The 19382-nt window shown below is 60.3% G+C and carries 17 protein-coding genes; 12 read left to right on the forward strand and 5 right to left on the reverse strand.

Annotated elements, in window-relative coordinates:
- Window positions 1-135: 135 nt before the first annotated feature.
- From M3P88_RS06955 to M3P88_RS06995, 9 genes are all read left to right on the forward strand, one after another.
- Window positions 136-492 carry a hypothetical protein gene (locus M3P88_RS06955; protein ID WP_249615312.1) on the forward strand — a complete coding sequence of 119 codons (357 nt, stop codon included), beginning with the start codon at window positions 136-138 and terminating at the stop codon, window positions 490-492.
- Window positions 493-499: 7 nt separating this feature from the next.
- Complete coding sequence (locus tag M3P88_RS06960) at window positions 500-922, forward strand: protein YgfX (RefSeq protein WP_249615313.1); 423 nt, start codon at window positions 500-502, stop codon at window positions 920-922.
- A gap of 35 nt (window positions 923-957) precedes the next feature.
- A complete protein-coding gene (gene folC / locus M3P88_RS06965) occupies window positions 958-2238 on the forward strand; it encodes a bifunctional tetrahydrofolate synthase/dihydrofolate synthase (protein WP_502798947.1) in 1281 nt (426 codons plus the stop codon).
- 43 nt (window positions 2239-2281) lie between these two features.
- Window positions 2282-2989: an SPOR domain-containing protein gene (locus M3P88_RS06970; RefSeq protein ID WP_249615315.1), complete on the forward strand. Its 708-nt coding sequence runs from the start codon at window positions 2282-2284 to the stop codon at window positions 2987-2989.
- Window positions 2986-3471, forward strand: a complete 486-nt coding sequence (locus M3P88_RS06975) for a CvpA family protein (RefSeq protein WP_160796615.1) — start codon at window positions 2986-2988, stop codon at window positions 3469-3471. Before M3P88_RS06970 ends, M3P88_RS06975 begins: the two co-directional genes overlap by 4 nt.
- 83 nt (window positions 3472-3554) lie before the next feature.
- A complete protein-coding gene (purF, locus tag M3P88_RS06980) occupies window positions 3555-5078 on the forward strand; it encodes an amidophosphoribosyltransferase (RefSeq protein ID WP_249615316.1) in 1524 nt (507 codons plus the stop codon).
- Between the two features lie 120 nt (window positions 5079-5198).
- Complete coding sequence (locus M3P88_RS06985; protein ID WP_249615523.1) at window positions 5199-6371, forward strand: O-succinylhomoserine sulfhydrylase; 1173 nt, start codon at window positions 5199-5201, stop codon at window positions 6369-6371.
- Between the two features lie 211 nt (window positions 6372-6582).
- Window positions 6583-7224, forward strand: a complete 642-nt coding sequence (locus M3P88_RS06990; protein ID WP_249615317.1) for a TetR/AcrR family transcriptional regulator — start codon at window positions 6583-6585, stop codon at window positions 7222-7224.
- Between the two features lie 27 nt (window positions 7225-7251).
- Complete coding sequence (locus M3P88_RS06995) at window positions 7252-9705, forward strand: acyl-CoA dehydrogenase (protein ID WP_249615318.1); 2454 nt, start codon at window positions 7252-7254, stop codon at window positions 9703-9705.
- Window positions 9706-10047: 342 nt separating this feature from the next.
- On the opposite strand, the gene M3P88_RS07000 is transcribed toward M3P88_RS06995, so the two are convergent.
- Both M3P88_RS07000 and M3P88_RS07005 read right to left on the reverse strand, forming a co-directional pair.
- Window positions 10048-10767 carry a GntR family transcriptional regulator gene (locus M3P88_RS07000; protein ID WP_249615319.1) on the reverse strand — a complete coding sequence of 240 codons (720 nt, stop codon included), beginning with the start codon at window positions 10765-10767 and terminating at the stop codon, window positions 10048-10050.
- A 66-nt stretch (window positions 10768-10833) separates the two neighbouring features.
- On the reverse strand, window positions 10834-11736 hold the full coding sequence (locus M3P88_RS07005) for a dihydrodipicolinate synthase family protein (protein WP_249615320.1): 903 nt from the start codon (window positions 11734-11736) through the stop codon (window positions 10834-10836).
- 294 nt (window positions 11737-12030) lie between these two features.
- Between M3P88_RS07005 and M3P88_RS07010 the strand changes: the two genes are divergently transcribed.
- The 3 genes from M3P88_RS07010 to M3P88_RS07020 are packed head-to-tail and all read left to right on the forward strand — an operon-like array spanning window position 12031 to window position 15489.
- Window positions 12031-13032, forward strand: coding sequence for a 4-hydroxyproline epimerase (locus M3P88_RS07010; protein WP_249615321.1), 1002 nt, complete (start codon window positions 12031-12033; stop codon window positions 13030-13032).
- A 42-nt stretch (window positions 13033-13074) separates the two neighbouring features.
- On the forward strand, window positions 13075-14298 hold the full coding sequence (locus M3P88_RS07015; RefSeq protein ID WP_249615322.1) for an NAD(P)/FAD-dependent oxidoreductase: 1224 nt from the start codon (window positions 13075-13077) through the stop codon (window positions 14296-14298).
- A gap of 45 nt (window positions 14299-14343) precedes the next feature.
- Complete coding sequence (locus M3P88_RS07020; protein WP_249615323.1) at window positions 14344-15489, forward strand: branched-chain amino acid ABC transporter substrate-binding protein; 1146 nt, start codon at window positions 14344-14346, stop codon at window positions 15487-15489.
- 440 nt (window positions 15490-15929) lie between these two features.
- Here the strand turns inward: M3P88_RS07020 and prmB are convergent, their stop codons facing one another.
- From prmB to trpD, 3 genes are all read right to left on the reverse strand, one after another.
- Window positions 15930-16832, reverse strand: a complete 903-nt coding sequence (prmB, locus tag M3P88_RS07025; RefSeq protein ID WP_249615324.1) for a 50S ribosomal protein L3 N(5)-glutamine methyltransferase — start codon at window positions 16830-16832, stop codon at window positions 15930-15932.
- Between the two features lie 72 nt (window positions 16833-16904).
- The gene (locus M3P88_RS07030; RefSeq protein WP_249615325.1) at window positions 16905-18281 is read right to left on the reverse strand and encodes a phosphomannomutase/phosphoglucomutase; all 1377 of its coding nucleotides are present in this window, start codon (window positions 18279-18281) and stop codon (window positions 16905-16907) included.
- A gap of 50 nt (window positions 18282-18331) precedes the next feature.
- Complete coding sequence (gene trpD / locus M3P88_RS07035; protein WP_249615326.1) at window positions 18332-19360, reverse strand: anthranilate phosphoribosyltransferase; 1029 nt, start codon at window positions 19358-19360, stop codon at window positions 18332-18334.
- Between the last annotated feature and the right edge of the window lie 22 nt (window positions 19361-19382).

The following is a 19382-nucleotide window of genomic DNA, read 5'->3' on the forward strand; positions in this document are numbered from 1 at the left end:
TTTGGGATGGCGCGATTGTAGCACGCCATGCGCGCCTGCCTTCGCTACGCCGTGCTAGCCATGTACAATGCGCGCCGTGATGGCTTGCCTTTCATTTTTTGCCATCACGTTTTGCCCGTCACCCAAGGATAAACCATGTATTTCGTTGATCGTTCCGTCGCCATTATCAAGCCGCGCGCGCCTTTTCTTGCGTGGCTGCGTACCGTATCCGGCGAGGACATGATAGATCTGACGCTGGACAGCCTGCGTGCCGACTGCACCGCCATGCTTTTGCCCGAGTTCGACGAGCCGGAGCAGGCGGTTGCCTATATCGACGAGATGGCCGAACAGCTATTCCGTATGGAGCTGGCCAGCTGGCACGAAGACGAGTCGGCCTGGCCTGGCGATATCTCGCTGCTGGCGTTCTGGCAGTGGTTCGATGTCGAGTTCCACAGCATGGTGCTGGATAGCGTGGACGCCGACATTCTGAATACGCCGACAACCGAGTTGTAAGCCCGGCATGGCGCTGCGGCCGTTTCGCGTGACTTTGCGCCGGTCGCGGCTGGCGCTGCTGCTGTTTTGCCTGTTGGCGGCCTGCTTTGCACTGGCGCTGCTGTATTGGCATGGGCCATGGCTTTTGCTGCTTGTGGATCTCGCCTTGTTGCTGGCTTGTTTGCAAAATGAAGGCTGGCTTGCCAATCGCCGCCGGCCCTTGTGTCTGGACGTGAGCGCCTCGGGTGTACTGAGTGCGGTGTTTGCGGATGGGTGTGAGCTTTGGCTGCTGGATGGCAATAGCCGCAGCAGCCCATGGTTGAGTGTCGTGATGGCGCATGCCGGCAGTCAAAAGCGCAGGCTGACCTTATGGCCGGACAGCGCAGACGCCGATGGCTTGCGTAAACTGCGCGTTTTTTTGCGCTGGCAGCCGGATGCGCGCCAGCCTTGACCCACCCTGACCCCATAATGAGAGTTGTCACCATGATGATACCCAACGCCAGTTCCACGCTTGAGCAGTGGCTTGCCTATCTGGAAGCCGCCCATCCGGTCACCATCGATATGGGGCTGGCCCGGGTCAATGCGGTCAAGGCGGCCATGCAGCTGGATACCGATTTCCCCGTAGTACTGATAGGCGGCACCAATGGCAAGGGTTCGGTCGCCGCCATGCTGTCGACCATTCTGAATCGCGCCGGCTTCAAGGTGGGCACTTATACCTCGCCGCATATCAACGACTACAACGAACGCGTCTCGATTGACCTGCAAAGCGCCAGCGATAGTCTGCTGATTGCCGGTTTTGTCGCGGTGGAGCAGGCGCGCGCCGCGGTGGGGGTGAGTCTGAGTTATTTCGAGGTGGGAACACTGGCGGCCATGCATTGCTTTATCGGCCAGCAGGTCGATGTCGCAGTGCTGGAAGTGGGCTTGGGCGGGCGGCTGGATGCCACCAATGCCTTCGATGCCGATGTTGCCGTCGTGGTGAGTGTGGATATTGATCATCAGGCTTTTCTGGGGAATGACCGGGAAAGCATAGGTTTTGAAAAAGCCGGTATTTACCGTAGCGGCAAGCCGGCCATTTGCGCCGACCCGAATCCGCCGGCTTCGCTGCTGGCTCATGCCAAGGCCATCGGTGCGCGTCTTGCGTGCATCGGGCGTGATTACAGCTATAGCCGCATGGATCATCAATGGTCGTTCCGCATGGGCGAGCGTGCCTTACATGCTTTGCCGGTGCCGGCGCTGCGCGGCGGCTACCAGATGGGTAATGCCGCGGCGGCCTTGGCCGTGCTGGAGGCGCTGCGCCCGCGTTTGCCGGTCAGTCTGGGGGCGATCAAGCGCGGCTTGCTCGAGGTTGAGTGGCCCGGGCGTTTTCAGGTGCTGCCGGGACGGCCGGTGACGGTGCTGGATGTCGGGCATAACCCGCATGCCGCGCGGGCCTTGTCGGCCAGCTTGCGCCAGCTGGCGTTTGCCGAAAACCGCTATGCGGTTTTCTCCATGCTGGCGGATAAGGATCTGGACGCGGTGGTCGAGATACTGCGTGACGATATCGACCATTGGTATGTGGGTGGACTGGATGGTCCGCGCTCGCAAAGCGGTGCCGAAATCGCCGAAAAGCTGGCCGCACATGGTCTGCGCAATATCCATGTTTTTCCCAAAGTAGAAGACGCATGGCATAGCGCCTTATCGCATGCCACAGAGAATGATAGAATCACCGTTTTCGGATCGTTTCATACTGTAGCGGCCGTAATGGCCGCACGGACCCAATCTGCTTGAGGGCGGCATGACCGGACTATCGAGAGATCAAGAACTTACCCAGTTGCGCAAACGTGCGCGCCGGCGTCTGGTCGGCGCTGTAGCGTTGGTACTGATTGCAACTGTTGTGTTGTGGAATGTGCTGGGCGCCATTCCCGACCAAAAAATGAAACCGGAAGCCATCGAGGTGATCGGGCATGCCGCATCGGAAGCCGCTGCCGCAGTCGCCGTGCCCGATGCGTCCGCGCCGGTGCTTGACGCCGTGCCCGAGGCATCCGGCCCGACCGAGATTGTGGCAAGCCTTCCGACCGAACCCGAGCCTGTGCCGTTACCGGCCGTTGCCGTTGCGTCGCCACCGGCAAGCTTGCCGGTCGTGAAGCCGGTGCCAGAGCCGGTCAAGGTTGCACCCAAACCCGAGCCGGTCAAGCCGCAGCCCAAGCTTGAAACCGTTAAGGCACCAGCGGCGGTTGAACGGGATCCGCTGGCCATTCTGGAAGGGCGTGAAAGCCATGCGCCGGCCAAGACCGAGGCGGCGCCATCCGGCCGCTTTATGGTGCAATTGGCCGCGCTAAGTGACCCGGCCAAGGTGGATGCGCTGCGCGCGCGTCTGGCGGCTAACGGCATGTCGGCCCAATTTAGCAAGGTACAGACCAGCAAGGGCGAAGTGGTGCGTGTGCGCATGGGGCCTTATGGCAGCCAGGCCGAAGCGCAGGCTGCGCTGGCCCGTTTGTCTAAAGCAGGCGTGAGCGGCATGGTGGTGTCGGCTAAATGACGACTTTTGACTATGTGATGCTGGCCGTGGTGGTCGGCTCCATGTTGCTGGCGCTGATGCGCGGGCTGATTGCCGAAGTCTTGTCGCTGACCGCCTGGCTGATGGCGTTCTGGGTGGCCAAGACCTTTGCGCCACTGGCAGCCCATTATCTGCCTTTACCTGGTGATGGTCTGCGTTTGATTGGCGGTTTTATCGTTCTGTTGCTATTGACCTGGCTTGGCAGCGCGCTCTTGCGTCTGACGCTGACCAGTGTGGTGGATTCGGTCGGTCTGGGCGGGATAAATAAATTGCTGGGGCTGTTTTTCGGGCTGGCGCGTGGCTTATTGCTGGCTACCGTGCTGGTGATGTTGGGCGGCTTAAGCGACTTGCCCAAAAGCCCGACATGGCAAAATGCGCTACTGGCGCAGCCATTTGAACAGGTTGCCTTGTCGTTACGGCCATGGCTGCCGCAAGTGCTGGCCGAGCGCATCAAGTTTGGCTGAGCTATTTTTGCCATCGGGCAGCATCGCTGCGCCGATGGCGCGTTCTACCCTTTAAAAACAGAAACCTTCGGGGAAGTCTTGATATGTGTGGAATTCTCGGCGTTGTTGCCCAGTCGCCCGTCAACCAGTTGCTGTATGACGGACTACAAGTCCTGCAGCACCGCGGTCAGGATGCAGCAGGGATTGCGACGGCCAATGGCAAGACCTTTCACATGCACAAAGGCAGCGGCCTGGTGCGTGATGTGTTCCGTACCCGCAATATGCGCTCCTTGTCCGGCCATGCGGGTATTGCGCATGTACGTTACCCGACAGCAGGCTCTGCCGATAATCTGGCCGAGGCGCAGCCTTTTTATGTGAACTCCCCCTTCGGTGTAGTGCTGGCGCATAACGGCAACCTGACCAACACCGAAGAGCTCAAGGCCGAGATGTACCGGCATGATCTGCGCCATATCAATACCAACTCCGATTCGGAAGTGCTGCTCAATGTATTCGCCCATGAGCTAGCCAACCGGGTCGAGGGCTTCGAGCTGTCGGTGGATGCGGTATTTGAAGCCATTGCTGCCGTCCACCGCCGGGTCAAGGGTGCTTATGCGGTGGTGGCGATGATTGCCGGTTATGGTCTGGTGGCCTTTCGCGATCCGAACGGCATTCGTCCGCTGGTGATCGGCACATGCGAGCAAAATGGCCATACCGAGTATATGTTTGCCTCCGAGTCGGTGGCGCTGGATTGCTCCGGCTACAGCCTGTTGCGCGATGTAGAGCCGGGTGAATGCGTATATGTCAGCTTTGAGGGTGACTTTCACAGCAAGATAGTCGCCGAAGGTGCCCAGCATGCGCCTTGCCTGTTTGAGTATGTGTATTTTGCCCGCCCCGATAGCGTGATCGACGGCGCCTCGGTCTATCAGGCCCGTCTGGTGATGGGCGATATGCTGGCCGACAAGGTGCGCCGCGTGTTGCCCGAGCTGGATATCGATGTGGTGGTGCCGATTCCGGACACGAGCCGTCCTAGTGCATTGCAACTGGCGGTAAGCCTGAATCTGCCATACCGCGAAGGCTTTATTAAAAACCGTTATATCGGCCGCACCTTCATTATGCCGGGCCAGGGCGTGCGCAAAAAATCCGTACGCCAGAAGCTCAACCCGGTGGGCTGCGAGTTCCGTGACCGCAATGTCTTGCTGGTGGACGACTCCATTGTGCGCGGCACAACCTCGCGCGAGATCGTGCAGATGGCGCGTGACGCCGGTGCCAAAAAAGTCTATTTTGCCTCGGCGGCCCCGGCGGTACGTTTCCCCAATGTTTACGGCATCGATATGCCGACCCGGGCCGAATTGCTGGCTACCGGTCGCAGCGAAGCCGAGATTGCGCGTGAAATCGGTGCCGATGCGGTGATTTACCAGGATCTGGAAGCGCTGGAAGAGGCCGTGCATTCGGTCAACCCCAAGCTTAAGCATTTCGAGACCTCGTGCTTCTCCGGGATCTATGTGACCGGCGACATCGATGATGCCTTCCTTGACCGTGTAGAGAGTGCACGCAAGAAGGGCAGTGAAGGCCCCGAAGCGCAGATGCTGGATTTGAATCTGAATGTGGCCGAGCAGAACCTGATATAAGGTCTGGCTATTCAAAGATAAAACGGGGATTTGGCGTCGTGCCTGGCACGGGTGCTGATCCCCGTTTTGCGTATCCGTTTTCTCTCAAATAAATTTATAACCACGACAAAAGAAACCATGATGAGCGAACCGAAGCTGCACCCAGAAACGCTGGCCATCCGTGCCGGGCGTGAAACCAGCGAATTTAACGAGCACAGTCAGGCGCTGTTTTTGTCGTCCAGTTTTACTTACGACAATGCCGCCGACGCCGCCGCGATGTTTCTGGGCGAAAAAGAAGGCTACACCTATTCCCGTTTCAGTAACCCGACGGTGACGGCTTTTCAGCAACGACTGGCGGCGCTGGAGGGCGGGGAGCGTGCCATCGCCACCGCCAGCGGCATGGCGGCCATTCAGGGCGTGATGCTGACCTTTCTGAAGGCAGGCGACCATATTGTCTCGTCGCAAAGCCTGTTCGGTTCGACCATCAACCTGTTTTCCGGCTTGCTGACCCGTTTTGGTGTCGAGGTCAGCTTTGTTTCGGCGACAGACCCCGCCGCTTGGCGCGCCGCCATGCGGCCTAATACGCGCTTGCTGTTCCTGGAAACGCCCTCCAATCCCTTGACCGAGATTTCGGACATTGCCGCGCTGGCCGAACTGGCGCACGCGCATGATGCGCTTTTGGTGGTGGATAACTGTTTTTGTTCGCCGGCCTTGCAGCAGCCTTTGCGTCTGGGGGCGGATCTGGTGGTGCACTCGGCGACCAAGTCGCTGGATGGCCATGGCCGCGTACACGGGGGGGCGGTCGTTGGTAACGATGCGCTGATCGAGCAGATTTATCTGCATGTGCGTACCGCAGGGCCGACCTTGTCGCCCTTCAATGCCTGGGTGCTGCTGTCGGGGTTGGAAACCCTGTTTATCCGCATGGAGCGCCAATGCGCTTCGGCGCTTGCTCTGGCGCAGTGGCTGGAAACGCAGCCTGGCGTCAAACGCGTGTTTTACCCCGGGCTTGCCAGTCACCCGCAGCACGCGCTGGCGATGCGCCAGCAAAATGCTGGCGGCACGGTGGTTTCGTTCGAACTGGAAGGCGGACGTGAAGCGGCGTGGCGTATTTACGATGCCTGTCAGGTGTTGTCGCGAACGGCCAACTTGGGTGATGTGAAGACGACGATTACCCATCCAGCCTCCACCACGCATGCGCGTGTCACACCAGAGGCGCGTGCCAAGGCGGGCATAGGCGAGGGATTGTTGCGTATTTCGGTTGGCCTTGAGCATATTGACGACCTGAAGCAGGATTTGCAGCGTGGATTGTGCTAAAGCGCAACAAATATAGAATAGTTACTCATTTTTCATACGTATAATTCAAACGGCAGCTACTTTAGCTGCCGGTTTTTTTTACCATGTGGCCATGCCATGGGCAAATTTGCTTGACATGGATCAACTTAAAACGTAAGTTTCAAACGATTGTTCGAACAATAAAATGAATACAACAGACCTCACTGCAAACATACAAAAGACGCTTAATGCTATGGAAGTGAATCGCTCCGATACCGCCACCCGAATACTCGAAGTTTCCGAGTTGCTGTTTGTCGAGCACGGATTCGAGGCGACTTCACTGCGCATGATTACCCAGCAAGCTGAAGTCAATCTTGCGGCGGTCAACTACCATTTCGGCTCCAAAGATGCGCTATTCGAGTCGGTATTCATGCGGCGCTTTACGCCGCTGATTAGCGCGTGCCTGACGGAACTGGATGCGATCGAGGCAAAAGGGGCAGGGGATTCGATAGAGCAGGTGGTGATGACGTTTATTCGTCCTTGCCTGGCGTTATCGCGCGATCCTGCGCGTGGCGGTGCCTTGTTTGTGCGGCTGCTATCGCGTGCGCTGGTGGAAAACCACAGATTGCTGCGCGAGGCGCTGTCACGCGAATACAGCGAATTTGTCGAGCGTTATACGCAGGCTTTTCGCCGTGCTTTGCCTGAGCTTGGCGAGCAGGATCTGTCATGGCGCATGCACTTCGCCTTTGGGCTGATGTTCAATGCCTTTGCCGGTAATGATGTGCTGAAAATCTTCCGTAAAAGCCCGGTGGTGACCGCGCGGGATCCGGAAGCCATTGTCCAGCATCTAGTGCCCTTTGTACTTGCAGGTCTGACCATGCCTGCTTCTGACTGAAACGGGTCAATACGAGGAAACCATAAGATGATTTACGCCCTTGCCCTTGTCTTGCTGATCGGTGTGCTCGCCTACTGGCGTGCTCCGGTTATTGCCTGGACGCTGCTTATTGCTGCCTGGCTTGCTGCCGCCCAGTTTATGGGTGGCTGTTCGATTGCTGCCGGGCTGTGGGGGGCATTTGCCGTTGTTGCGCTGATCCTGAATCTGCCGCCTTTGCGGCGTGCGGTCTTTACCGGTCCGGTGTTCAAGATTTTCAAGAAAATTACACCGGCCATGAGCCAGACCGAGCAGGAAGCCATTAACGCCGGCACGGTGTGGTGGGATAAGGATTTGTTTTCCGGCAAGCCTGACTGGAAGCGCCTCCTGGCTTTCCCCGATCCCAAGCTTTCGCCAGAAGAGCAGGCGTTTATCGATGGTCCAACCGAAGCGTTGTGCGCAATGGTGGACGACTGGAAAATCACCCATGAATTGAAGGACCTGCCGCCTGAAGTATGGCAGTTCATCAAGGACAACGGTTTCCTCGGCATGATCGTCAAGAAGAAATATGGCGGTCTTGAATTCTCCAACTACGCGCATGCCAAAGTGGTCACTAAAATCGCCACCCGTGGCGGTACGGCGGCGGTGTCGGTGATGGTACCCAACTCCTTGGGGCCGGGCGAGCTATTGCAGCACTACGGCACCGAGGTACAAAAAGACTATTACCTGCCACGCCTGGCCAAAGGCCTGGAGGTACCGTGCTTTGCGCTGACCAGCCCGTCGGCCGGCTCGGATGCGGGTTCGATTCCGGACTATGGCATTGTTTGCCGCGGTTCCTATACCGACCCGCGCTCGGGTGAGCACTTTGACAATGTGCTGGGCATTCGTGTGAGCTGGGAAAAGCGCTGGATTACGCTGGCGCCGGTAGCCACCATTCTTGGTCTGGCGTTCAAGATGTACGACCCGGATCATCTGATCGGGGATAAAGACGAGCTGGGCATTACCTGTGCGCTGGTGCCGACCGAGCATGTGGGGGTCGAGATCGGCCGTCGCCACTATCCGGGTGGTGCTGCCTTTATGAACGGCCCGACTTCGGGACGCGACGTATTCATTCCGATGGACTGGATTATCGGCGGTCAGGCTAATGCCGGTAAAGGCTGGCGCATGCTGGTCGAGTGCCTGTCGGTTGGCCGCTGCATTTCGTTGCCGGCCATGTCGGTTGCGACCGGCAAATTCACCAGCTTTGCCACCGGTGCTTTTGCCCGTGTACGCGACCAGTTCGGCCTGCCTATTGGCAAGTTCGAAGGCGTGGACGAAGCCATGGCGCGTATTGGCGCTTACACCTACCAGATGGAAGCGGCGCAGAATCTGGCGCTGGTCGGGCTGGACATCGGCGAGAAGCCATCGGTCTTGTCCGCCGTGCTCAAGTATCACAACACCGAGCGCATGCGCAAAGTGCTGAATGACGCGATGGATATACATGGCGGCAAGGCCGTGGTGCTGGGGCCGCGCAACTATCTGGGACGTGCCTATCAGGCTATTCCTATCGGCATTACGGTGGAAGGCGCCAATATCCTGACCCGTTCCATGATCATCTATGGTCAGGGCGCGATCCGTTGCCATCCTTTCGTGTTGCGCGAAATGAAGTCGGCCATGGCCAACGATGCGGTGGAGTTTGATCAGGCCATTACCGGTCATATCAACTTCGTAATCAGCAATATTTTCCGCTCGCTTTGGCTGGGCTTGTCCGGCGCGCGTTTTGCTGCGAGCCCGAAAGCCGGCGGGAGTGCACGCTACTACCGCCAGCTGACGCGTTACTCCAGTGCTTTTGCCCTGCTGTCAGATATGGCCATGTTTAGCCTGGGCGGCACGCTCAAGTTCCGCGAGAAACTCTCGGCCCGTCTGGGTGACATGCTGTCCGGCCTGTATATCGCCTCGGCTTCGCTCAAGCATTTCGAAGATCAGGGTGCGCAAAAGGATGATCTGCCGCTGATGCACTATGCGGTACAAAGCGCCATCTACGATGTGCAGCAGGCGATGGATGGCTTTTTGTGCAACTTGCCAAGCAAGCCGCTGGCCTGGGTGTTGCGCAAGATCATCTTCCCGTGGGGCATGACCGCCAAACCGGCTAGTGACCGTACCGGCACCAAGATTGCCCGCCTGATGATGACGCCGGGTGGCGCCCGCGACCGACTGGTGCAGGGGGTTTACAAGCCGCAGGATGAAGCGGATGCGGTAGGCGTGCTTGAGCCGGCCATGCTGGCCATCATTGCAAGCGAAGCGGCAGAGGCCAAGCTCAAGAAGCTGATGCGCGATGGCAAATTCGCGACCATTACCGCGCGCGAACGACTGGACGAGGCTTTGGCCAAGGGCTGGCTGTCGCAGGAAGAGTTTGATGTCGTGACCCGCGCCCGTCGCCTGAAGCGTGAAGTAATCATGGTCGATGATTTCGACAAGAGCATGACCCATCACGACGAGCAGATGTTGTCGCGCGTAATTTTCTGAGTATTGCTTGAGTGCGGGCTTTGCCCGCATCATCAAAAAAACCGGTTGCCTGAGTAAGGTAACCGGTTTTTTTGTAAGCAGCCCAGCTGCTCCAGCTTGCTAAACAAGCTTGGGGGTGGTTAATGCTTGATGGGGGGGCGTCGCGGCGGATACGTGTCAAACCCGTAAAGCTGACAGCTCGCGGTAATGGTCGGGCCGCTCTGTTGCCAAACTTTGAGATGAGTGTATGCGTATAGCGTGGTGCTGGGCGTGAGCGTTTATAGCATTTTTGGCTGGGGAAAACGCCGAGGATGCGTGTTGCTATTTTGGGATCGCAGGGTGGCTGGATGCTTGCTGCAGATTTCACGCTTCCGGTTTTTGCTTGGGGGCTGGTTTGCGCCCTCGCTTGGAGGGTGGCCTTGTCGATTGGGCATGGTACCACGTCTCGAGCGCCTCCTGTGCGTGGAGGATATGCTGGCGTAGAAAGGCAGTTGCGCTGACGCTGTCCTTTTTTCGGCATAGTTCGAGCAGTTGGTTGTGTTCGTGGTGGGCACGGTCGCTAAAGCCGGTCAGCAAGATCTGCATGCGGGTGTAGCGGTCGGTGCGGTTATGCAGTTGCTCGATGATTGCCAGTATCTGCGGCTGCCCGGCAGCACGGTATAGTTCGAGGTGAAAGCGTGCGTTGAGAATACCCCAGGCGGCGATGTCTTCGTCGCGTAGCGCGGTCTCGAACTGAGCGAGTAGCGCCTCAGCCTTGGCGAGATCGGTGCTGGTCTGGCGTGGAATCGCCGTCATTAGTGCATCACACTCGAGCAGTACACGTACATGCAGCAGTTCGACGATTTCCGGTAGCGATAGTTGCGATACCACCGCCCCCTTGTTTTCGACGATGGTTACCAGCCCTTCAGTTTCGAGTTGGCGCAGAGCCTCGCGGATTGGTACCCGGCTCATTCCCAGTTCGCGCGATAGCGCCTCCTGCCGCAACTGGCGTCCATCAGACCACTCTCCGGCCAGGATGCGCTGGCGGAGAGAGTCAGTGGCGATCGCGGTCAGGCTCTGAGAGGAGGGGGAGGTCTGTGTCATGCTGTTTTCCTTGCTGGCGGCGGCGCTACCATACCACAGCCGCCGCCGGCAATTCAGCTCTAAAGTTCAGACTAAGGGCAAGGTAGGACGGGTGGATAGGCGCTCTTCGATTACCGCAAGTACCCGTTCACGTTCGGCTCCGGCCAGAGGCAGGCGCGGCGCGCGCACATGTTCGGTGCCGACGCCAACCCTCGCCTCGCACAGCTTGAGGTTCTGCACGAGCTTCATCGACACGTCTAGGTGCAGCAGCGGCGCGAACCAGCGATATAGCGTGCGTGCCTCACTCCAGCGGCCCGCGCGTGCGAGCCGGTAGATGGCGACGGTCTCTTTGGGAAAGGCGACCACCAGCCCAGCCACCCAGCCGTCGGCGCCCATCAGCAGGCTTTCCAGTGCGAGATCGTCGACGCCGCAGAAGATCGCGTAGCGGTCGCCGACCGCGTTGATTACGTCGGTCAGCGTGCGGATGTCGCCGCTGGACTCCTTGATCGCGACGAACTTCGGTTCGGCAGCCAGCGCCCGGTACATGTCGGGGGTGATGTTCACGCCGTAGGCTACCGGATTGTTGTAGATCATAACCGGCAGCGGGCTGGCGTCGGCCACGCACCGGTAGTGGTTGAGCGTCTCGCGCTCGTCCGACACGTAGCGCATCGCCGGCAGCAGCATGATGCCGTCGGCACCCTGCGCGTGAGCAGCGGCGGCGAGCGCGCAGGCGGCGCGGGTGCTGTCCTCGGCGACGGTCAGCAGTACCGGCTTGTCGCCGGCGACCTCCTTGGCTGTCTGCAGGATGGCGAGCTTCTCGTCGGCCGTGAGCGTCGACGCCTCGCCCAGCGAGCCGCACACGATGATGCCGTCGGCGCCGCAATCGAGCTGCCAGCGGATATGGTGGGCGGTCGCGGCCAGGTCCAGAGATTCGTCGGCGTTGAACTTGGTGGTGACGGCGGGAAAGACGCCGCTCCAGCGTTGGGTCATGGCAGTGCTCCTTGCGTGGGGAATGCAGCTCTTTTTCATGCTGGTATTTCTGGATACAAAATTCAACTACTTTGCATGCAAAAACAGCTTTTTTAGTGCGGTTTGCGCTGCCATGAGTAAGTGGCGTATTTTTGCGACAAAACGTTAAGCATCTGTTTTAAAGCACATTTAAGTAAATTTGTGGTCGGCGAATGTGTTTTGTTGCTGTTGTATTTCAGCAAATTTAAGGCGTTAGATTGTATTCAAAAATTCGTGATCCTAGAGTGAGACGACACATTACGAGGAGCTCATGCGATGGCGATCACCGAATTCGAATGCATCGATGGCCACACCTGCGGCAACCCGGTCCGCCTAGTCACCCGCGGCGCGCCGGCGCTGGAGGGCGACAGCCAGGCCGTGCGGCGGCTCGACTTCCTCGCGCGTTACGACTGGATGCGTACCGGGCTGATGTTCGAGCCGCGTGGCCACGCGCAGATGTCCGGCGCCTTCCTCTACCCGCCGACGCGCGACGACTGCGACGTGGCAGTGCTCTACATCGAGACCAGCGGCTGCCTGCCAATGTGCGGGCACGGCACCATCGGTGTGGTGACGATGGCGATCGAGCACGGCCTCGTCCAGCCAGCGACGCCCGGCGTGCTCAATCTCGACACCCCGGCCGGCAAGGTCGTCGCCCGTTACAGGCAGGAAGGCGGCAAGGTGAAGTCGGTGAAGCTCACCAACGTGCCGTCCTTCCTCTTGATGCGCGACGTCGAGGTGGAAATCCGCGCGCTGGGCCGGCTCAAGGTCGACATCGCGTACGGCGGCAACTTCTACCCGATCGTCGAGGTGCAGCAGAACTACCGTGACATGGCCGACTACACGCCGGGCGAACTGGTGGCGATGGGCAACGAACTGCGCGACTTCCTGAACGCGCACTACGACGTCGTGCACCCGCTGGACCCCGACATCCGCGGCGTGCGCCACGTGCAGTGGACCGGCGCGCCCAAGCAGCCCGGCTCGCACGCGGCCAACGCCGTGCTGTACGGCGCAGCGGCGCTTGACCGCTCGCCGTGCGGCACCGGCACCTCGGCGAGGCTCGCGCAACGCTACGCGCGCGGCCTGATGAAGGCGGGCGACGTGCTGGTGCACGAGAGTCTCATCGGCAGCCAGTTTACCGGCACCATCGAGGCGGAAACCGAGGTCGCCGGCCTGCCGGCCATCATCCCGGGCATCGAGGGCTGGGCGGTGACCACCGGCTACAACCGCATCCTGCTCGACGATGCCGACCCGTATGTGCACGGCTTTGTGGTGGGCTGAAGGGTGAACGCGCGCGCAAGCCTCCGCCCAGGCCGGGTGCTCGTGGCCGGCGCCGGCGTGGTCGGCATCGCCACCGCGCTGCAATTGCGGCTGGCCGGCTGCGAGGTGGTACTGGTCGACCGCGGCGAGCCGGCGATGGCCACCAGCTACGGCAACGCCGGCGCCTTCGCCGTCAGCGACGTCATCCCGTTGGCCGAGCCGGGCGTACTGGCCAAGGTGCCCGGCTGGATGCTCGACCCGCTGGGGCCGCTGGCGGTGCGCTGGCGCTACCTGCCGACGCTCGCGCCGTGGCTTGCGCGCTTTGTCGCCGCCAGCCGCCCGCGCAAGGTCGCCGCACTGACCACCGCGCTCGCCGCGTTGTTGGGGCGGGTCAACGACGACTACGTGCCCTTGATCGGGCGCGCGGGGCTTGACCACCTGTGGCGGCGCCACGGCAACCTGACGCTGTACCGCGACGAGGCGGAATTCTCCGCCGCGTCCGCAGCCTGGCAGACCAAGCACGCGCACGGCGTGCGCTGGCGCAAGCTGGGCGGGCGTGAACTCGCGACTCTCGCGCCCGCACTGGCGGCCGAATGGCAGGTGGCGGTCGAGGTGCCGGATTGGTCGCACGTGGACGACCCCTATCTCTTCACCCGCGGCCTGTTCGACGCCTTCCTGCGCGAGGGCGGGCAGTTCGTGCAGGACGAGGTGACGGGCGTCTCGCGCGAGGGCGGCGGTGTGCGCGGCGTCGAGACCGCTGGCGGACAGATCCCGGCCGATTGCGTGGTGATCGCCTGCGGCGTGTGGAGCGACCGCTTCGCGCGGCAGGGGCGCTACCGCCTGCCGCTGGAGAGCGAGCGCGGCTACCATGTCACCCTGCCCAAGGCCGGCGTGCCGCTACACCATTTCATCCAGTGCGCGAGCGAGAGTTTCGTGATCCTGCCGATGGCAGGCGGCGCGCTGCGCCTGGCCGGCACCGTCGAGCTCGCGCACCGCGACGCGCCACCCGACTGGCGGCGCGCGCACCTGCTGCTGGACAAGGCCCGGCGCATCGTCGGCGACTTCGACGCCGAGGGCATGAGCGTGTGGATGGGCAACCGCCCGTCGCTGCCTGACACCCTGCCGGTGATCGGTCCGGCGCCCGACGTGCGCGGGCTCTACTTCGCGACCGGCCACGGCCACCTCGGGCTGACGCTGGCGGCAACTACCGGCGCCATGCTGACCAAACACATCCTGGGCGGTGCGATGGCCACCGACCCCCACCCTTATCGACTCGACCGGTTTTAGGCGGCCCTCGCGGCCAATCTTGGTGTGAAAGAGGAGGAGAACAGCATGGCACAGCAGGCATTTCGCAAGCTTCACCTAGTCCTGGCGCTGGGCGGCATGATGGCGCCGTTCGCGATCAGCGCCGCTCACGCCGACAGCGTGGTCAAACTCGGCTTCGCGTCGCCGCTGTCCGGGCCGCAGGCGCACTACGGCAAGGACAACGAAAACGCGGCGAAGATGGCGGTCGACGACCTCAACAAGCAGAACCTGGTGATCGGCGGGCAGAAGGTGAAGTTCGAGCTGGTGCCCGAGGACGACCAGGCCGACCCGCGCGTCGGCACTCAGGTCGCGCAGCGCCTGGTCGACTCAGGCGTCAAGGCGGTGATCGGCCACTTCAATTCCGGCGTGTCGATTCCCGCCTCGCGCATTTACTCGGACGCCGGCATTCCGCAGCTGTCGGTGGCGACCAACCCGGCGTATACCGCCAGCGGCTACAAGACCGCCTTCCGGTTGGTCGGTTCCGACAGTCAGATCGGCGGCTCGCTCGGCCAGTACGCGGTCAGGCAGCTCAAGGCGCAGCGTATCGCGGTGATCGACGACCGTACCGCCTACGGGCAGGGCATCGCCGACGAATTCGTGAAGTCGCTGGCCGCACAGGGCAAGCAGCCCATCAAGCGCGAGTACACCAACGACAAGGCGAACGACTTCACCGCGATCCTCACCAGCCTGAAGGCGCAAAAGCCCGACGTGATCTTCTACGGCGGGGCGGACGCGCAGGCCGCGCCGATGGCGCGCCAGATGAAGCGGCTGGGGCTCAACGCGCGGCTGATGGGGGGCGACATGCTCAACACGCCGAACTTCATCAAGCTGGCCGGCACCGACGCCACCGGCCACTACTCGGCGGTCGCCGGCGGCGAACTGGGTGCGCGCCCTGCCGGCAAGGACTTTGAACAGCGCTACAAGGCGCGTTACCAGCAGGACGTCGTGTTGCTCGGGCCGCAGTTCTACGACGGCGTGATGATTGTCGCCGATGCGATGAAACGCGCAGGCTCGACTGACCCTGCCAAGTTCCTGCCGTATATCGCCAAGACCGGCTACAAAGGTGTGACCGCCGACTTCGGCTTCGACGCGGCCGGCAACCTGAAAAACGCGCCGGTCACTATCTCTTCGGTGGAGAACAACGACTGGAAGGTCAAGTCGGTCGTCCAGTAAAGTGCACTTTTGGCAAGCTATAACCAAGGCAAGTCGCACCCGCGTTCGCGTGGGTGCGGCGTTGGCAGCGGACAGTCAAAGAGAGATATGTAACTTACCATCCGCAATGAAAACGGGTTATTTTCCGGCCGTGAATACACCAGCTGGTGCGCGGCTGTGATCTAACGCCTACTGGATATCGCTCGCCTCTAACGTTATCGAGCCATTGGCTTAGCTGAAAGAGACGTTCGAAAAGCTCCTCGTTTGGAAAAGCAGTCGCATCGATGATACTTCTCCCCATCAAGCATTAACCGCTCTAAAGCCTGTTTGACAAGGTGGGGCGGCTGGACGCTTGCGTTGAGCGCAGTGCAATAATGCGCTGTGAGTGCGAGCGTTACCCGTACCATCAAAAAAACCGGTTGCCTGAGTAAGGTAACCGGTTTTTTGTGAAGCGGGCTGTTTTACAGGCCCGCTTCGGTCAGGTCTTCGCGTGTCAACAGGAAGACAAAGCCATCGCCGCCGCTGGTTTCCAGCCAGACAAACGGCAGCTGCGGATAGGCTGCTTCCAGTACATCGCGGTTGTGGCCGATTTCGACCAGCAGCACGCCCTTGGGGTTCAGCAGGCGACTGGCTTCGGCCAGAATGACGCGGGTTGCATCCAGCCCGTCACGGCCGGAGCCCAGCGCCAGTTCCGGTTCGTGCAGATACTCTTCCGGCAGTTCGTCTACCGACTCCTGGTCGACATAAGGCGGGTTGGAGATGATCAGGTCGTAAGGCTCTTCCAGCCCTTCGGTCATGTCGGAGTGGATCAGCTGGATGCGCTCTTGCAAGCCGTAGTTTTCGATATTGATGGATGCCACTTCAAGTGCATCCAGCGAGATATCGACGGCATCGACTTGTGCATCCGGATAATGGTGTGCCAGCTGGATGGCGAGGCAGCCCGAGCCGGTGCACAGGTCCAGCGCGCGATGGACCAGCTCCGGGTGTTCGATCCATGGCTCAAGCGGCTCGCCCATCAGTTCGTAGATAAAGGAGCGTGGCACCAGTACGCGCTCGTCCACATAGAAATTGAATTCGCCCTGCCAGGCTTCGTGGGTCAGGTAGGCCGCGGGTACGCGTTCGACGGCACGCCGCGCAATGATGTCCAGCACGGTTTCAACTTCGCCCGGCAAGAGCCGTGCATCCAGATAAGGATCCAGCGTGTCGATAGGCAGCTTGAGCGTGGACAAAATCAGGTAGGCGGCTTCGTCATGGGCATTGCTGCTGCCGTGGCCATAGGACAACTCTGCTTCGTTGAAGCGGGAAATGGCGAAGCGCAACAGGTCGCGGATGGTCAGCAAGGTGCTGGCGGCTTGTGTGTACATAATGGTGTTCCGGTCGGGCTCAATAGGGAAGGGCGTGCATCGCGCACGCCCTGTCATTCAAGCGGATAAAAATCAGAATGGAAGTGCAGCGTCGGTCACGGCAGCTAATGTGCGGCGGAAATCCGCCTTGATGCGCTCCAGTGCCTCTTCGCTGTCGGCTTCAAAGCGCAATACGATCACCGGCGTGGTGTTGGATGCGCGTGCCAGGCCGAAGCCATCACGGTATTCGACGCGCAGGCCGTCCATGGTGATGATTTCTTCGGCGCCATCAAAGACGGCCGTTTCCTGCAGTTTGGCGATGAGTGCATGGTTTTCGCCCTCGGCCGCAAGCTTGATATTCAGCTCGGGGGTGGAGATGGCGTTAGGCAGTGCATTCAAAAGCGCACTAGGATCATCCACTCGCGACAAGATTTCCAGCAGGCGGGCACCGGCATAGAGACCGTCATCAAAACCGTACCAGCGCTCTTTGAAGAATACATGGCCGCTCATTTCGCCGGCCATCAGCGCGCCGGTCTCCTTGATCTTGGCCTTGATAAAGCTGTGGCCGGTACGCGCCATCACCGGAATGCCGCCATTGTCGCGTATCCAAGGCGCAAGCAAACGGGTGGACTTGACGTCGTAAATCACCTTGGCGCCCGGGTTGCGCTCCAGCACATCGGCGGCAAACAGCATCAGTTGGCGATCCGGCCAGATGATATTGCCCGCCTTGGTTACGACGCCGAGGCGATCGCCATCGCCATCGAAGGCCAGACCGATTTCAGCGTCGGTCTTGTCCAGCGCGGTCACCACATCGGCCAGGTTTTCCGGTTTGGCCGGGTCGGGATGATGGTTGGGGAAAGTTCCATCTACATCACAAAACAGCTCGCGCACCTTGCAACCCAGACGGCGGTACAGGGTAGGCGCAAAGGCTCCGGCGACACCGTTGCCGCAGTCGATGACGATATTCATCGGGCGCGACAACTTGATATCGCTGGTGATGCGCTCAAGATAGGCATCGGCAATGTCGTGTTCGCGATAGCTGCCTTCGCCGCTGGCCAAATCCTTGGCCACAATGCGCTGGTACAGGGCTTGAATGTCTTCGCCGGACAGGGTGTCGCCGGCAAGCATCATCTTGAAACCATTGTATTCAGGCGGATTATGGCTGCCGGTGACCATCACACCCGATAGCGTGCCCAGTTCGTAGGCGGCGAAATACAGCATGGGCGTGGCAACCATACCGACATCTATGACATCGATCCCGGCCGCGCGTATCCCTTTGGCAATGGCTGCGGCCAGATCCGGGCCGGACAGGCGGCCATCACGACCGACTACCATGGCCTTGACCTGGCGGGCGCGAGCTTCCGAGCCCAGTGCCTGGCCAATCAGTTGGGCGGTCTCTTGCGTCAGCGTCTTGCCGACTACGCCGCGAATATCGTAGGCCTTGAAAATTTCCTTGGAAAGTTTGGTCATTCCGGGCTCTTTCAGGTGCAAAAAGCCGCCCGCAGGCAGCAATTGAAGGATTAGTTGGCTAATTTTGTGCTCAATTGTACCAGTTCGGTCAGCTTTTCATGTGCCCGGCCGCTATCTATTGCTCGGCGTGCGGCAGCGATGCCGTCTGCCAGCGTAGGCGATACCCCGGCGCAGTAAATGGCGGCACCGGCATTGATGAGTACGATATCGCGCGCCGCGCCACTTTTGCCTTCCAATACCGAGAGCAGCAAGGCTTTGGATTGGGCGGCATTCTCGGCACGGATCTGTGCCGGATCGATGTAATCGAGGCCGTAGTCGCGCGGGTCTAGTTCATATTCGGTGATGTGGCCGTCTTTCAGTTCGGCGACCCGCGTCGTGCCGGTCAGGCTGATTTCGTCCAGCCCATCCCGGCCATGTACCACCATGACATGGCGGCTGCCCAGTTGCTGCAGCACGCGCGCCTGAATGCCGACCAGATCGGGGTGAAAGACCCCCATCACCTGATTGTCGGCCCCCGCCGGGTTGGTGAGCGGGCCCAGAATATTGAAAATGGTGCGCACCCCCAGCTCTTTGCGAATCGGTGCGACATGGCGCATCGCCGAGTGATGGTTGGGTGCAAACATAAAGCCGAGGCCGACTTCATCGATGCAGCGCGCTACGGCGGCGGCATCCAGCTGCAGACTGACCCCCAGTGCTTCAAGTACATCGGCGCTGCCCGAGCTTGAGCTGACCGAGCGGCCGCCATGCTTGGCCACGCGCGCCCCCGCTGCGGCCGCAACAAAAGCGGAGGTGGTTGAAATATTAAAGGTATGCGACTTGTCGCCTCCGGTGCCGCAGGTGTCAACCAGAAAGTGCCGCTCCTTGACCGGCACCAGCGTGGCAAACTCGCGCATGACTGTGGCGGCGGCGGCAATTTCGGATACGTTTTCTACCTTGACCCTAAGGCCGATCAAAATGGCAGCGGTTAGCGCCGGCGATATTTCGCCGCGCATGATCTGGCGCATCAGGTCCAGCATTTCGTCGTAGAACAACTCGTTCTGGTCTATCAGGCGGTTAAGCGCGGCTTGTGCGGTAATCATGATGGTTTCTCCGGTTTTTATT

The organism is Craterilacuibacter sp. RT1T (assembly GCF_023502145.1).
Taxonomy (GTDB): Bacteria; Pseudomonadota; Gammaproteobacteria; order Burkholderiales; family Chromobacteriaceae; genus Craterilacuibacter.